This is a genomic window from Klebsiella sp. 1SOBk10mer (assembly GCF_046602535.1).
In the GTDB taxonomy this organism is placed as follows: Bacteria; Pseudomonadota; Gammaproteobacteria; order Enterobacterales; family Enterobacteriaceae; genus Klebsiella; species Klebsiella quasipneumoniae.
This window is the reverse complement of sequence record NZ_JBKIUP010000001.1, coordinates 663633-678993: the sequence shown is the minus strand read 5'-3', so window position 1 is coordinate 678993 and position 15361 is coordinate 663633. Positions and strand designations below refer to the sequence as shown.

Sequence of the window (15361 nt, the reverse complement as noted above, 5' to 3'; positions counted from 1 at the left end):
GACGATAGCGCCGCGGTCGCCGAATGCTTCAGCGCGGTCAGAAGGGGTAGTCGTTGTAGCCCATCTGCTCAGAAATCTTGCGCGCCGCCTGGTGCAGCATCGCCACATATTCATGCAAACGTTCTTCAGAGAACCGTAAGGTCGGGAAAGAGATGCTCAACCCGGCGATGACTACGCCGAAACGGTCGAATACCGGTACCCCAATGCAGCGCAGCCCCTCTTCCTGCTCTTCATTATCTTCGCCGTATCCCTGCTCGCGAACGCCATCCAGCACCTTCAGCAACTCAGCGGTACTGGTGATGGTCCGCTCGGTGCTGCGTTTATACTCCACGCCGTCAAGGATCTGCTCCACTTCGCTGCGATCGCGCCACGCCAGCAGTACTTTGCCAATCGCGGTGCTGTACAACGGATTGCGACGGCCGATACGAGAGTACATCCGCAGGTTATACATCGAATCAATCTTGTGAATGTAAACAATACTGTCTTCATCCAGCGCGCCGAGATGGATAGTCTCTTTCGTCAGTCGGGAGAGTTCCCGCATCTGAATATCGGCGCTGCGCACCAGGTCGACGTTCTGCAGCGCGCGCGCCCCCAGCTCGAACAGTTTGAGCGTGAGGGAGTATTTCTCAGACTCTCCCTCCTGCGCCACATAGCCCAGTGATTTCATGGTCTGTAAAAAGCGATAAACGGTGCTTTTCGACATCATGACGCGCTGGGACAGTTCGGTAATGCCAATTTCACGCTCTTCACCCAGCGCCTGCAGGATGCCGAAAACCTTCAATACCGAAGAGACAGAATCTGGCTGTTTATCCAAATCTGCACCTGCCATTTATCACCTCGTCGTAACTGTTTTATAAAATTTAGAACCGGTTTTTATTATAAATTCGCTGCCTCTGCGCCGCAATCATTCTTCTGCCACTTCGTTACAAATCTGCGACATACGGCGGAATAATCAATGCTAAACTCATCATTCAAAAAACCGTTTCATTTAAGACTCATTTTCACCATGGATAAAAACTCTTCCGATGGCGTGCCGCTGCCGCAGCGCTATGGCGCCATTCTGACCATTGTGCTTGGGCTGACCATGGCCGTGCTCGACGGGGCCATCGCCAACGTCGCGCTGCCGACCATCGCCAGCGATCTTAACGCCTCCCCGGCGGCTTCAATCTGGATCGTTAACGCCTACCAAATCGCCATTGTGATCGCCCTGCTACCGCTCTCTTTCCTCGGCGACATGGTCGGCTATCGCCGTATCTATAAGATAGGCCTGGTGGTGTTTATCTTTACCTCACTAGCCTGCGCCCTCTCGCGCAGCCTCGAAATGCTGACTTTCGCTCGCGTCGCCCAGGGGCTGGGCGGCGCCGCGCTGATGAGCGTAAACACCGCGTTGATCCGCCTGATTTATCCGCAACGCTTTCTCGGTCGCGGCATGGGTATCAACTCCTTTGTCGTCGCCGTCTCTTCAGCAGCAGGCCCGACGATCGCCGCTGCGATCCTCTCCCTTGCCTCCTGGCAATGGCTGTTTTTAATTAACGTGCCTCTCGGCATCGTCGCCTTACTCCTGGCGATGCGCTTTCTGCCGCCCAACAGCGCGCGCAGCAAAATCGTCCGCTTCGATTTGCCGAGCGCCATCATGAACGCGCTGACCTTCGGGCTGTTGATCACCGCCCTGAGCGGTTTCGCACAGGGCCAGTCCACTCAGCTGGTGCTGGCGGAGGTCGCCGCTATGCTGGTGGTGGGCTTTTTCTTCGTTCGCCGTCAGCTCACGATGCCCGTCCCGCTGCTGCCGGTCGATCTGCTGCGCATCCCACTCTTCTCCCTCTCTATCTGCACCTCCATCTGCTCTTTCTGTGCGCAGATGCTGGCGATGGTCTCTCTGCCCTTCTTCCTGCAAACAATGATCGGGCGCAGCGAAGTGGAGACCGGCCTGCTGCTGACGCCGTGGCCGCTGGCAACGATGGTGATGGCGCCGCTGGCCGGTTATTTAATTGAAAAATGCCATGCGGGGTTGCTGGGGGCCATTGGGCTGCTGGTTATGGCCTGCGGCCTGTTCGGCCTGGCGCTGCTTCCGGCGTCGCCCAGCGATCTGGATATTATCTGGCGTATGGCGCTGTGCGGCGCCGGCTTCGGGCTGTTCCAGTCGCCAAACAACCACACCATTGTCGCCTCGGCCCCGAGCCATCGCAGCGGCGGCGCCAGCGGCATGCTGGGTACCGCTCGCCTGCTCGGCCAGAGCACCGGCGCCGCGCTGGTGGCCCTTTTATTCAACCTGCTCGGCAACAGCGGCACCCACACCGCCCTGCTGCTGGCCGGCATCCTGGCGACCGTCGCTGCGCTGATTAGCGGTCTGCGCGTCACTCAGCCGCGCGCAGCCTGACGATTAAGGACAAAAAAAATCCGCAGCCTTCGGGCTGCGGATTTTTATTTTCAGCGTCAGATTGACGGACTATTTCAGATATTCTCCGCTACGCAGCGCTTCAATACGCTTGTCCAGCGGCGGGTGGGTCATAAACAGCTCGCTCATAGACTTCGCTTTACCGTTGATGCAGAACGCCATCATGCTGCTGGCTTCCTGCGGCTCATAGCTGGTTTTCAGGCGCTGCAGGGCGGCAATCATCTTTTCGCGGCCCACCAGACGCGCCGAGCCGGCATCAGCATGGAATTCGCGATAACGAGAGAACCACATGGTGATAATGCTGGCCAGAATACCGAACACCAGCTCCAGCACCGTGGCGACGGCGAAGTAGATCAGCGGGTTGCCATTGCTGCTCTCGCCTTCATCTTCCCGGTTGCCGCCGAGGAAGCCGGCCGCAATCTGCGCGATAACGCGGGAGATAAAGATAACGAAGGTGTTCACCACCCCCTGAATCAGAGTCATGGTGACCATATCGCCATTGGCGATGTGGCTGATTTCATGGGCGATGACCGCTTCCGCTTCATCACGGCTCATGTTTTGCAACAGCCCGGTACTGACAGCGACCAGCGAGGCGTCGCGACGCGCACCGGTAGCGAAGGCGTTGATGTCAGGGGCGTGATAGATAGCCACCTGCGGCATGGCAATGCCCGCCTGCTGCGCCTGCTGCGCAACGGTGTTCATCAGCCAGCGTTCCGTTTCGTTGCGCGGCTGCTCGATCACTTCCCCACCCACAGACTTCAGCGCCATCCATTTCGACATCATCAGCGAAACGATAGAACCACCGAAGCCGAACAGCAGGGCCATAATCAACAGACCGGTCATGCTGCTGGATTGGATCCCCGTGAGGCTTAACACCAGCCCGAACACGACCATCACTGCCAGGTTCGTCAGCAGGAAAAGCGCGATTCGCATCATAATTTTCTTTTTACCTCAATTTAACAAAACGCACTATGCGATTACCCACATCGTATGGGTCAGGCTGCAATTTTCAACCATCAGCCCCCGCTAAGTCACGATAAAAACACAACTTTACATTTTGTAGCATCTTGCTGACAGCGGCAGAGCAGGTTGACATTTTGTTAGATGAGCTGAATGGCGATGACAAAGGGCATAAAAAAAACGGGCACCTCTCAGGGTGCCCGTTGGCGACTTATTGGCTGGCCGGCGGTTCCACCGCCGGGCGCGCTTTTTCGAGATGGGCGAGGTCTACCGCGATATGGACCGTCTCATCAAGATACGGATCCGGCTCCTGGTAATCCTTCGGCAAATCGTCCAGTTTTTTCAGCGGCGGTTTGCCTTCGCGTTTCAGGCGATCGTTAATCCGCGCCAGACGAATCGCATCATCCTCTTCGTTCTCTTTTTCACGCTGAGCGTAGTTCAGAGAGACGATGTTACGTTTGTCCTTCATCGCGTTATAACGGGCAATATCCTTCATGATGTACTGGAACTCAGGATCCTGGGCAATACGCTCGTCGTGGCGCTTGAGCAGTTCCGGTCCAAATGGGGTCAGATCCCCGGACTTCACGTAGGTGGCCGCGTTGATGCTATCCCACGGCAGCGCGTTGTCTTCATACTGCTCGCCGGTTTCGCGATCTTCATTGCCGGTTGGCATCATGATATCCGGCGTAACGCCTTTGCGCTGAGTACTGCCGCCGTTAATGCGGTAGAACTTCTGGATAGTGTACTGCACGGAACCTAACGCCGGCCAGTCCGGACGCAGCATCTGATCGTAGATACGATTCAACGAGCGATACTGCTGTACGGTACCTTTGCCGAAGGTCGGCTCGCCAACGATCAGCGCGCGGCCATAATCCTGCATTGCGGCGGCAAAGATCTCAGACGCCGAGGCGCTAAAGCGGTCAACCAGCACCACCAGCGGCCCTTTGTAATAGACTACGCCATCGTTATCGCTGTCTTCGCGCACCTTGCCATTGTTATCCCGCACCTGCACCACCGGGCCGGACGGAATAAACAGCCCCGACAGCGATACCGCTTCGGTCAGCGCCCCGCCGCCGTTGCTGCGCAGATCGATAACGATGCTACTGACGTTCTGTTTTTCCAGCTTCTGCAGCTGCACCTTCACGTCATCGGTCAGGCCAACGTAAAAGCCCGGGATATCCAGCACGCCGACTTTTTCTTTACCAACGGTTTTCACCGACATCTTCACCGCGCGATCTTCCAGACGGATGCGCTCGCGGGTCAGGGTGACGATACGCGTCTTGGCCCCTTTGCCGGCCGGCAGGATCTCAAGGCGAACCTTGCTGCCCTTCGGCCCTTTAATTAGCGCCACGACGTCATCCAGACGCCAGCCAATGACATCGACCATCGACTTCCCGGTCTGGCCGACGCCAACGATGCGGTCGCCGACGCTGATCGCTTTGCTCTTCGCAGCCGGACCACCGGCCACCAGCGAATTAATCACCGTGTAGTCATCATCCATCTGCAGCACAGCGCCGATCCCTTCGAGTGAGAGACTCATCTCGGTGTTGAACTGCTCGGTATTGCGCGGCGACAGATAGTTGGTGTGCGGGTCGATTTCGCGGGCGAAGGCGGTCATCGCCAGCGAGAAGACATCCTCGCTGTTGGTTTGCGCCAGACGACGGATAGCGAACTTGTAGCGACGGGTTAAGGTGTCGCGGATCTCTTTATCGTCTTTTCCCGCCAGCTTCAGGCTTAACTGGTCAAATTTAACCTTGGCGTCCCACAGCTTGTTCAGCTCGGCCTCGTCTTTCGGCCACGGCGCTTTGGAGCGGTCAAGGTTGAAATTGTCGTTGCCGGTAAAGTCCATCGGACGTTCCAGCACCTTCAAAGCATACTGATAGCGCTCGAAGCGGCGCTGCTGCGCCAGGTTGTAGAGGTCGTAGAAGACATCCAGTTTCCCGGTGCGCAGTTCGTCGCCGATTTGGTCTTTTTTCGCCGCGAACTTCGCCACATCGCTGGCCAGCAGCACATTATGGCTGTAGTCCAGCAGGTTCAGATAACGGTCAAAAATTTTTGCCGAGAAGGCGTTGTCGAGATCGAACTGACGGTAGTGAGAGCGGGTAAAGCGCGACGTCACGCGCTCGCTCACCGTCGCGTGCTGCGGCTCTTCTTTCAGCACGGGGATTTGATCTGCACGGGTTATTTCATCAACAGCGAAAGCATGGCCTGCTATTGCCAGCAGGCCCGCAAGCGCGGTGATTTTAAAAAATGTGTTCATGCCTGGCCCGGCCTCCGTTTCAGAACACCAGGTGTTCTGCGCGTACAATCATTGACATACCAGAAGTCAGCTGTACACGAACGCCATCTTTGGTGATTTCCAGAACGGTGGCGTCCATTGCGTTATTGCCTGCTTTTACCTTCAGCGCCTGGCCGACGGTCAGAACGGAAACATCCGATACCGGAGTAAGACGCTCTTCACGCGGAGCTTTGGCCGCAACAGGACGCGGTTTACGCTGTTCAGCGCCCTCTTTACGACGCGGCTGCTGAGGACGCGGTTTACGCTCGCGGCGAACGCCTTCATCCGGCTGGCCTGCAGCGGCAGCGGCTTCGCGTTTTTTCGCCTGCTGGGCAGCGCGCTGCGCCTGAACGCGAGCTTTCGCTTCTTCCAGCTGCTGACGCGCATGGACAATGTGCTGCTCTTCCAGTTCGCCGCACGGGTTGCCGTCCAGGTCAACGCGGATAGCGCCGGCTTTTACGCCGTAGAGATAGCGCCAGCTCGAGGTATAGAGACGTAATGCAGCGCGAAGCTGGGTTTTGCTGAGATTCATCTCACCACCCACTCGCTCAACGAGATCCTGAAAAATTCCGATTTTCAGGGGGCGCGCTTCGCCTTCAGCGCTGAAGCACTGAGGGAAACGTTCGGCCAGAAAGGCGATAACTTCTTTACTGCTATTCAACTTAGGTTGATTTTCCATGAAATTTCCTGATTACAACGGACGTAGCCAACAAGCCGCAGGCATGAACAGGCGACATTATAATGACGTCCTCGCTAAATGCTACGTTATCCGTTGATTATCCCACGACACGGGTAAAGATTTTTTGATAATCAGTGGCCGCGATAAGTTTTTCCAGATGCTCGACCAGTGTGCGCAACCCCTGCTCATCTTCAGCAGTGAAGCGGCCGTAAGCCGGACTGTCGATATCCAGCACGCCGATAATCTGGTCGTTCACGCGCAGGGGGAAGACAATTTCCGAATTACTGGCGGCATCGCAGGCAATGTGGCCGTCAAAGGCGTGGACGTCCTCGACGCGCTGCACCTGGGCTTGCGCCACCGCCGCGCCGCATACGCCGCGCCCAACCGGGATCCGGACGCAGGCCAGTTTGCCCTGGAACGGCCCCAGCACCAGGGTATCGCCTTCCAGAAGATAGAAACCGGCCCAGTTGACCTCGCCCAGTCGTTCAAACAGCAGCGCGCTGGTATTAGCGATCATCGCCAGAAAACTGGTTTCACCTGCCATTAATGCCTGGAAATCGCGGTTCAAATCCGCGTAAAATTCTGTTTTGCTCATTATATCTTCACTTGGTTGTCTTACTGCCTGATACGTACAGCCTACTAAAATAAGCATTAAATGCGCTTGGGCTCAAGATGAATTCATTCATAGGTTAAGATAGTGAGATACATTCATTCCTGTACGTAATAAATGCCGATAAAAACCCCCACCCTTAAGCCTGCGAATAAGATGGTCGTGCATGCCGTCAGCACGCCGCTTCCCTATGCGCATTATCAGCGCTGTACGCAGTGTGACATGCTGTTCCGCTTACCGGTGCTCAAACGCAACCAAAGCGCCTGGTGTCCACGCTGTAACGCGAAGGTGCGCGATGGCCGCGACTGGTCGCTGACCCGTCTGGGCAGCATGGCCCTGGCCATGCTGCTGTTAATGCCCTTTGCCTGGTCCGAACCCCTACTGCGCCTTCACCTGCTGGGGGTTCGCATTGACGCCAACGTCCTGCAGGGGATTTGGCAGATGACCGCGCAGGGCGACCCGCTTACCGCCGCGATGGTGCTGTTTTGCGCGGTGGTCGCCCCGGTACTGCTGGTGGTCTCGATTAGCTATCTGTGGCTGGGCAACGTGCTGGGGATGAACCTGCGCCCGGTGCTGCTGATGCTCGATAAGCTCAAGGAGTGGGTGATGCTGGATATCTATCTGGTGGGCATCGGCGTCGCCTCCATCAAGGTGCAGGATTACGCCTTTCTGCAGCCCGGCATCGGCCTGGTGGCGTTTATCTCCCTGACGCTGCTGAGCATCCTGACGCTTATCCATATGAACGTCGAAGAGCTATGGGAGCGCTTCTATCCCGAACGGCCGGCGACCCGCGCCGATAACAATCTGCAGGTGTGCACCGGCTGCCACTACACCGGCTACCGCGACGCCCGCGGCCGCTGCCGACGCTGCCACACGCCGCTGCACCATCGCCGGCCGCAGAGCCTGCAGCGCAGCTGGGCGGCGCTGATTGCCTCGCTGGTTTTCCTCCTACCGGCCAACCTGCTGCCGATCTCTATCATCTACGTCAACGGCGCGCGCCAGGAAGACACCATCCTCTCCGGGATCATCTCCCTCGCCAGCAGCAATATCGCCATCGCCGGCGTGGTGTTTATCGCCAGTATTTTGGTGCCATTCACCAAAGTTATAGTGTTATTTACCCTGCTGCTCAGCATACAATTCAAGTGCGAGCAGGGGCTGCGCACCCGCATCCTGCTGCTGCGGCTGATAACCTGGATTGGCCGCTGGTCGATGCTGGATCTGTTTGTTATCTCACTCACCATGTCGCTCATTAATCGCGATCAGCTCCTCGCCTTTACGATGGGGCCGGCCGCGGTTTACTTTGGCGGCGCGGTAATTTTAACTATTCTTGCAGTTGAATGGCTGGACAGCCGCTTACTTTGGGACGCACATGAGTCAGGAAACGCCCGCTTCGCAGACTGAAGCCAGAATAAAAACCAAACGTCGTATCTCGCCATTCTGGCTGTTGCCGGTCATCGCGCTGCTGATTGCCGCCTGGCTCATCTGGACCAGCTTTGACGACCGCGGATCGACGATTACTATCGATTTCCAGTCTGCTAACGGCATCGTGCCGGGGCGGACGCCTATCCGCTATCAGGGGGTGGAAGTCGGTACCGTCCAGGATATTAGTCTCAGTAAAGACCTGAGCAAGATTGAAGTTTCCGCCAGCATCAAGCGCGATATGAAAGAGGCGCTGCGCAAAGATACGCAGTTCTGGCTGGTCACGCCGAAAGCCTCTCTGGCCGGCGTGTCGGGCCTCGATGCGCTGGTGGGCGGGAACTATATCGGCATGATGCCGGGCAAGGGCGAACCCGAAGATCACTTCGTCGCCCTCGACACTCAGCCAAAATACCGTATCAACAACGGCGAGCTGATGATCCACCTGCAGGCGCCCGACCTTGGCTCTCTGAGCAGCGGCTCGCTGGTCTACTTCCGTAAGATCCCGGTCGGGCGGGTGTATGACTTCACGCTGAATGATAATAATCAGGGGGTCACCATTGATGTGCTGATCGAGCGCCGGTTCACCAACCTGGTGAAAAAAGGCAGCCGTTTCTGGAACGTCTCTGGGATCAAAGCCGATGTCGGCCTGAGCGGGGCCAAAGTGCAGCTGGAGAACCTTTCCGCGCTGGTGAACGGTGCCATCGCCTTTGACTCCCCTGCCGATTCGCAGGTCGCGTCGCAAAACGATGACTATCATCTGTATGAAGACCTGGCGCACAGCCAGCGCGGGGTGGTGGTGACCCTTGACCTGCCTGACGGCGACGGCCTGAAAGCGGGCTCGACGCCGCTGATGTATCAGGGGCTGGAAGTGGGCCAGTTAAGCAAACTGAATCTTAACCCCGGCGGCAAAGTCACTGGCGAGATGACCGTCGATCCAAGCGTGGTGACCCTGCTGCGGGAGAAAACGTTGATTCAGATGAAGAAGCCGAAGATCTCCCTCGATAACCCCAGCGTCAGCGCCCTGCTCACCGGCAATACCTTTGAGCTGGTGCCCGGCGAAGGCGAGCCACGTAATCACTTCTCCGTCATGCCAGCGGATAAAGCGCTGCTGGAGGAGCCCAATGTCGCCACCGTCACCCTTTCGGCGCCGGAGAGCTACGGGATCGACGGCGGCCAGCCGCTGGTGCTTCACGGAGTGAAAGTCGGCCAGGTGCTGGAGCGCAAGCTGACGGCCAAAGGGGTAACCTTCCAGGTGGCGATTGCCCCGGAATACCGCGATCTGATTCGCGGCGACAGCAAGTTTGTGGTGAACAGTCGTCTGGACGTCAAAGTGGGACTTGATGGCGTACAGGTGCTGGGCGCCAGCGCCAGCGAATGGGTGAACGGCGGGATCCGGGTGATCCCGGGTGAAAAAGGCGAAATGCAGAGCAGCTATCCGCTGTACGCCAACCTCGAAAAGGCGCAGGAAAACAGCCTGAGCGAAGTGCCGACCACCACCCTGAGCCTCTCCGCTGAGACGCTACCTGACGTTCAGGCTGGCTCGGTGGTGCTGTATCGTAAATTCGCCGTCGGCGAGATCATCGCCGTCAAACCGCGCAAAGACGCTTTCGATATCGATCTGCATATCAAGCCCGAGTACCGCTACCTGCTGACCAACAACAGCGTCTTCTGGGCGGAAGGGGGCGCGAAGGTTAAACTTGACGGCAACGGACTCACCGTTCAGGCCTCGCCGCTGGCCCGCGCCATAAAAGGGGCGATCAGTTTCGACAACCTCAACGGCAGCAGCGCCAATGCGCGGCTGAATAACAAACGCATCCTTTACGCTTCTGAAACGGCGGCGCGCGCCGTGGGCGGCCAGATCACCCTGCATGCGTTCGACGCCGGGAAGATGGCGGCCGGGATGCCGATTCGCTATCTCGGCATCGATATCGGTCAGATCCAGTCGCTGGAGCTGATCACCGCCAAAAACGAGGTGCAGGCGAAAGCCGTGCTTTATCCGGAATACGTCGGCACGTTTGCCCGCGCCGGGACCCGCTTCTCGGTGATCACCCCGCAGATCTCCGCCGCGGGCGTGGAGCATCTCGACACCTTGTTCCAGTCCTATATTAACGTTGAGCCCGGACGCGGCCCGGCGCGCCGCGACTTTGAGATCCAGGATACGACGATCAGCGACTCGCGCTATATCGACGGCCTGAATATCGTGGTGGAAGCGCCGGAGGCCGGATCGCTCGGCATCGGCACGCCGGTGCTGTTCCGCGGCCTGGAAGTCGGGACGGTGACCGGTCTGTCGCTGGGATCGATGTCTGACCGGGTCATGGTTAAGATGCGCATCAGCAAGCGCTACCAGTACCTGGTGCGCAATAACTCGGTGTTCTGGCTGGCCTCGGGTTACAGCCTCGACTTCGGCCTGGTTGGCGGCGTGGTGAAAACCGGGACCTTCAATCAGTTTATCCGCGGCGGGATCGCCTTTGCCACGCCGCCGGGTACGCCGCTGGCGCCGAAAGCCCAGGACGGCAAGCACTTCCTGCTGCTGGAGAGCGAGCCGAAAGAGTGGCGGGAGTGGGGCACCGCCCTGCCGCAGTAATCCTCGCCTCCCCTTCTCCCGCCCCGGCAAACGCCGGGCGCGGGCAGACACAAACCTCACGCCCCGGTGTCCTGCACCGGGGCGTTTGTGCTAAACTGCGCACCCTTTTTTTCTGTGGTGCGCTGCCTGTGGCCGAAAATACTGTCTATTTCCCTGAAGCGTTTCTTGCTCAAATGCGCGCGGCGATGCCGGCGCACCTCTCTTTCGACGAATTTATCGCCGCCTGTCAGCGCCCGCTACGCCGAAGTATTCGCGTCAATACGCTGAAAATCAGCGTCGATGATTTTCTCTCTCTGGTCGCCCCCTATGGTTGGCAGCTGACGCCGGTCCCCTGGTGCGAGGAGGGATTCTGGATCGAGCGGGACGACGACGACGCGCTGCCGCTGGGCAGCACCGCCGAACATCTCAGCGGTCTGTTCTATATACAGGAAGCAAGCTCAATGCTGCCGGTCGCCGCCCTGTTCGCCGATAACCCGCAGCCTGAACGAGTCATGGACGTTGCTGCCGCTCCGGGGTCGAAAACCACCCAGATCGCCGCCCGGATGGGCAATGCGGGCGGCATCCTGGCGAATGAGTTCTCCGCCAGCCGGGTGAAAGTGCTGCATGCCAACATCAGCCGCTGCGGCATCAGCAACGTCGCCCTGACCCATTTCGACGGCCGGGTGTTCGGCGCGGCATTGCCCGAAGCCTTCGACGCCGTTCTGCTTGATGCCCCCTGCTCCGGCGAAGGGGTGGTACGCAAAGATGCGGACGCGCTGAAAAACTGGTCGCCGGAGAGCAACCTCGACATCGCCGCCACCCAGCGCGAGCTTATCGACAGCGCTTTCCATGCCCTGCGCCCCGGCGGGACGCTGGTCTATTCGACCTGCACCCTTAACCGCGAAGAAAATCAGTCCGTCATTCACTGGCTGCTGTCCCGCTACCCGCAGGCGGTGGCGATCCAGCCGCTGGGAGAGCTGTTTCCCGGCGCGGCCGATGCCTTAACCGCCGAGGGATTTCTGCATGTCTTCCCGCAGATCTTCGATTGTGAAGGCTTCTTTGTCGCCCGCTTGCGCAAGACGGCGTCGATCGATCCGCTCCCGGCGCCGGGCTACAAGGTCGGCAAGTTCCCGTTTGCGCCGCTGAAGGGCCGGGAGGCCGCCGCGGCGACCGCCGCCGCCCGCGCTGTCGGGCTGGAATGGGACGCGAGCCACACGCTGTGGCAACGGGATAAAGAGCTGTGGCTGTTTCCGCAGTCTATGGAGCCTCTGTTTGGTCAGGTGCGGTTTTCGCGCATTGGCGTGCGTCTGGCGGAACTGCACAATAAGGGTTACCGCTGGCAGCATGAGGCGGTTATTGCCTTTGCCGCGCCGCAGCGCGCCTTCGAGCTGACGCTGGAGGAAGCGGAGGAATGGTATCGCGGACGCGACGTCTATCCGCAAACCCCGCCAGCGCAGGATGAAGTCATTGTCACCTTCCAGGGCGTGCCGCTGGGCCTGGCCAAGCGCGTCGGCTCCCGTCTGAAGAACAGTTACCCGCGCGAGCTGGTACGCGATGGGAAACTTTTTGCCGGCAAGGTGTGACGCCGCGCAAAAAATACGCACTTTTTGACTGGCGGTTTTCCCCCCATTGACTACGCTGAAAAATGACGGCCGCAACTGGTCGTACCACAACTCAGCTGAAAAAATGGGGTGAAGCGATGAGTAAAACCAATGTCCGCATCGGCGCGTTTGAGATAGACGATGCCGAACTGCATGGTGAACATCAGGGTGAGCGAACGTTAAGCATTCCCTGCAAATCCGATCCAGATTTATGTATGCAGCTTGACGCCTGGGATGCCGACACCAGCGTTCCCGCGATTCTCAATGGTGAGCATTCCGTCCTCTACCGTAAACATTACGACCGCCAGTCCGATGCCTGGGTCATGCGCCTTGCCTGACGCCAATGAACCCGTCGCCTGAGACGGGTTATTTATTTCCCCGTCCCGCCGTCATCCCCTACACTAAACAGTATGTCCCCCCGAACATGAGGCCAGGATGTTTGCCTTAGTGTTGTTTATTTGCTATCTGGATGGCGGCTGCGAGGACATTGTGGTTGACGTCTACCGCGAGGAAACGCAGTGCCTGGTGGCGATGGAAGATCAGCGGATCCGCCACGGCGGCTGCTACCCGATAGAAGATTTTATTGACGGCTTCTGGCAACCCGCCAGCGAATACAGTGACTTTTAGTCTGCCGACTGCAGCGCCACCAGCGTCAGCGTGCCGCCGAACACAGCGCCGGTGTCAATATAGTGTTGATTGTCGTAGTCATAACGCGCGCGAAGCGGCGTATGGCCAAACCAGAAATGGTCAGCCCCGGCGATAGCGCCATGACGCCCGGCCAGATGTTCACTCAGACGATGGCGGCTCCACAGGACCCGCTGGGGATCCACCGGCTGCTGCCAGCGATAGACCGGCGCCGGATAATCGGCATGGGCGATCACATGCCGCACTTTTGCGCACTCCACTTCAATAATCAACGGCAGCCGCTGACAGCGCGCCAGCAGGCGATCGACGTCATCCCGCTGCCGCACGTTGCTCCGGGCGTACCAGTCGCCGCCGTTCATCTGCCAGAGCGTCATATCTCCGCTCTCCAGCGCCTCGAGCGCCATCTGCTCATGATTCCCGCGCACGGCCCGGAACCAGCGGCTGCGCAACAGGCCGAGACAGTCAGCGCTTTGCGGCCCGCGATCGATCAGATCGCCCACCGAGATCAGCAGATCGGCCCAGGGATCAAAGCGCAGTCGGCGCAGGCGCGCCATCAGCAGCGCAAAGCAGCCATGCAGATCGCCCATCAGCCAGATATTACGCCAGTCTCTGCCATTAATACGCTGATACATATAATTACCTCTCTGCTGTAATTATAGGTAATTCCAGCTTATAGCCGCTGTTTTTTATTTACACCTCAATCGATTTTAAACAAACGGCAAATATAGTCGGCCAGAGGATTAAGCTTATCAGCGCCTCGTTTTAAAATAGCAGGAAATAGCAACGAGGTGTTTATCGTGACAGACAATAGCCTGCATTCATCCAGCGTGCTTACGCCGCGCTCGCATCTCATTGCCGATCTGGTGATGGGTAGATTAACACCCGCACCTATATGGCGGCAGAAAAATTACCGCTTTAAATTTCTACTGCGCACGGCATTATTTTATAGCCCGACTAAAGCGATGCTGGAGGCGCTGAGCGCTCGTGACGATTTTAACCAGCTGCTGGCGGCGCAGGCGACGCTGCCGGGGAAAGTGCACCGTCAATATCTAACGCGCGATCTCAACGCCTGGCAGCGGGCGATGGCGGTAATAAGCCATTATCGCTACGTCGATACCCTGCGCGGTTCCCGGCTGGCGCATGCCATGACCGCAGTGTGCGAGGTCCCGTTGCTGACGCTCAATGGAAAGGATGAGCGCCAGTTTTCCCTCTCGGCCTCTTCGGCCGGGAAGGCCGAGCGTGAGGGTGAAACCACCCTGTGGCTGCGCGACAGCGATCATACCCTGCTGGCCAGCGCCACCTTCAGCGTGACCTGGGATGGCAAAGCCTGGCAGCTGATCATCGGCGGCTTGCAGGGACCGCGACGCCACGTTTCTCACGAGGTGATCAAGCAGGCGACCCGCGCCTGCTACGGTCTGTTCCCGAAGCGCCTGCTGCTGGAGTTTATCTGGCTGCTGGCCGCTCGCAGCCATATCGCAGCGATTTACGGCGTTAGCGATAATGGCCATGTGTTTCGCGCCCTGCGCTATCGCCTGAGCAAGGGGCGCCATTTCCACGCCAGCTACGACGAATTCTGGCAATCCATCGACGGCAAGCCGGAAAGCCCCTGGCGCTGGCAGCTACCGCTGCGTCTGGAAAGAAAACCGCTGGAGAGCATCGCCAGTAAAAAACGGGCCGAATACCGGCGTCGATTCCAGCTGCTGGATCAGCTGGCGGAGCAGGTGGCAATATTGACGCAGCCACTGCCGGGCGAGTAATTTCACGACCAGTGAACTCGCCCCGTCACGCGGCGTTTGCTTATTATGTTCTTATTTCGCTACTATCATGGTCCCCGCAGACCACTGGATAGTCGTTAGCATGATGAGTAAAACCGAAATTTTCCTGCTGATTATTCTCGCGGTCGTCCTGCTGGGCAGCATATGGTTTATTTTCAGCGATGAAATTTGGCTTTTACTCTGCTATCTGGAAAGTCAGATATTTCCCACCTTCAGCGTTCCGGAATAATACCGGACGCTCGGAACTACGCCCCTCAATATTATTTCCCGCCCTTTCGTGGGGCGCGGACGGCTAATCGCATGAATTGCCAAATCAATAAGGTTTTGTTTATTCTATTTATCATACAAATATGTATACTAGCAGCCTTCCGATGTTGGCCCGCCAGTTAACCTGCACGCCGGGCCTGTTTAGGTGCAGGTTTTTTCTTTTCCTCTC

At 58.0% G+C, this 15361-nt stretch carries 13 protein-coding genes and 1 pseudogene; 8 read left to right on the top strand and 6 right to left on the bottom strand.

Going from position 1 to position 15361, the window contains the following annotated elements; translation table 11 throughout:
- Positions 1–37: 37 nt before the first annotated feature.
- Positions 38–829 (bottom strand): DNA-binding transcriptional regulator KdgR, encoded by a 792-nt coding sequence (kdgR, locus tag ACLH1I_RS03180; RefSeq protein WP_004203369.1) that lies wholly within the window; start codon positions 827–829, stop codon positions 38–40.
- A 177-nt stretch (positions 830–1006) separates the two neighbouring features.
- Here kdgR and ACLH1I_RS03175 point away from each other — a divergent pair, with 177 nt between their 5' ends.
- A complete protein-coding gene (locus tag ACLH1I_RS03175) occupies positions 1007–2377 on the top strand; it encodes an MFS transporter (RefSeq protein ID WP_004203370.1) in 1371 nt (456 codons plus the stop codon).
- A 69-nt stretch (positions 2378–2446) separates the two neighbouring features.
- Here the strand turns inward: ACLH1I_RS03175 and htpX are convergent, their stop codons facing one another.
- The 4 genes and pseudogenes from htpX to ACLH1I_RS03155 form a co-directional block, all read right to left on the bottom strand.
- The gene (htpX, locus tag ACLH1I_RS03170; protein ID WP_004203371.1) at positions 2447–3331 is read right to left on the bottom strand and encodes a protease HtpX; all 885 of its coding nucleotides are present in this window, start codon (positions 3329–3331) and stop codon (positions 2447–2449) included.
- Positions 3332–3566: 235 nt separating this feature from the next.
- Positions 3567–5615, bottom strand: coding sequence for a carboxy terminal-processing peptidase (gene prc / locus ACLH1I_RS03165; protein WP_004203373.1), 2049 nt, complete (start codon positions 5613–5615; stop codon positions 3567–3569).
- Between the two features lie 19 nt (positions 5616–5634).
- Positions 5635–6312 carry an RNA chaperone ProQ gene (proQ, locus tag ACLH1I_RS03160; RefSeq protein WP_151385203.1) on the bottom strand — a complete coding sequence of 226 codons (678 nt, stop codon included), beginning with the start codon at positions 6310–6312 and terminating at the stop codon, positions 5635–5637.
- An 81-nt stretch (positions 6313–6393) separates the two neighbouring features.
- Positions 6394–6907, bottom strand: a pseudogene (locus tag ACLH1I_RS03155) (GAF domain-containing protein).
- Positions 6908–7039: 132 nt separating this feature from the next.
- Here ACLH1I_RS03155 and yebS point away from each other — a divergent pair.
- From yebS to ACLH1I_RS03130, 5 genes are all read left to right on the top strand, one after another.
- Positions 7040–8323 carry a membrane integrity lipid transport subunit YebS gene (gene yebS, locus ACLH1I_RS03150; RefSeq protein ID WP_004203379.1) on the top strand — a complete coding sequence of 428 codons (1284 nt, stop codon included), beginning with the start codon at positions 7040–7042 and terminating at the stop codon, positions 8321–8323.
- Entirely contained in the window at positions 8292–10925 is a 2634-nt protein-coding gene (locus tag ACLH1I_RS03145) for a PqiB family protein (protein ID WP_017900210.1), read from the top strand. The genes yebS and ACLH1I_RS03145 overlap by 32 nt, the downstream gene beginning before the upstream one ends.
- Positions 10926–11053: 128 nt before the next feature.
- Positions 11054–12487 (top strand): 16S rRNA (cytosine(1407)-C(5))-methyltransferase RsmF, encoded by a 1434-nt coding sequence (rsmF, locus tag ACLH1I_RS03140; RefSeq protein WP_032456308.1) that lies wholly within the window; start codon positions 11054–11056, stop codon positions 12485–12487.
- A 116-nt stretch (positions 12488–12603) separates the two neighbouring features.
- Positions 12604–12843 (top strand): YebV family protein, encoded by a 240-nt coding sequence (locus tag ACLH1I_RS03135; protein ID WP_002911393.1) that lies wholly within the window; start codon positions 12604–12606, stop codon positions 12841–12843.
- A 97-nt stretch (positions 12844–12940) separates the two neighbouring features.
- On the top strand, positions 12941–13132 hold the full coding sequence (locus ACLH1I_RS03130; RefSeq protein WP_002911395.1) for a YebW family protein: 192 nt from the start codon (positions 12941–12943) through the stop codon (positions 13130–13132).
- Here the strand turns inward: ACLH1I_RS03130 and pphA are convergent.
- Positions 13129–13782 (bottom strand): protein-serine/threonine phosphatase, encoded by a 654-nt coding sequence (pphA, locus tag ACLH1I_RS03125; RefSeq protein ID WP_032456309.1) that lies wholly within the window; start codon positions 13780–13782, stop codon positions 13129–13131. The genes ACLH1I_RS03130 and pphA overlap by 4 nt on opposite strands.
- 156 nt (positions 13783–13938) lie before the next feature.
- Here pphA and ACLH1I_RS03120 point away from each other — a divergent pair, with 156 nt between their 5' ends.
- Positions 13939–14907 (top strand): VirK/YbjX family protein, encoded by a 969-nt coding sequence (locus tag ACLH1I_RS03120; protein WP_151628733.1) that lies wholly within the window; start codon positions 13939–13941, stop codon positions 14905–14907.
- A gap of 103 nt (positions 14908–15010) precedes the next feature.
- Complete coding sequence (locus ACLH1I_RS03115) at positions 15011–15154, top strand: Ecr family regulatory small membrane protein (protein ID WP_032425946.1); 144 nt, start codon at positions 15011–15013, stop codon at positions 15152–15154.
- The last annotated feature ends 207 nt before the right edge of the window (positions 15155–15361 follow it).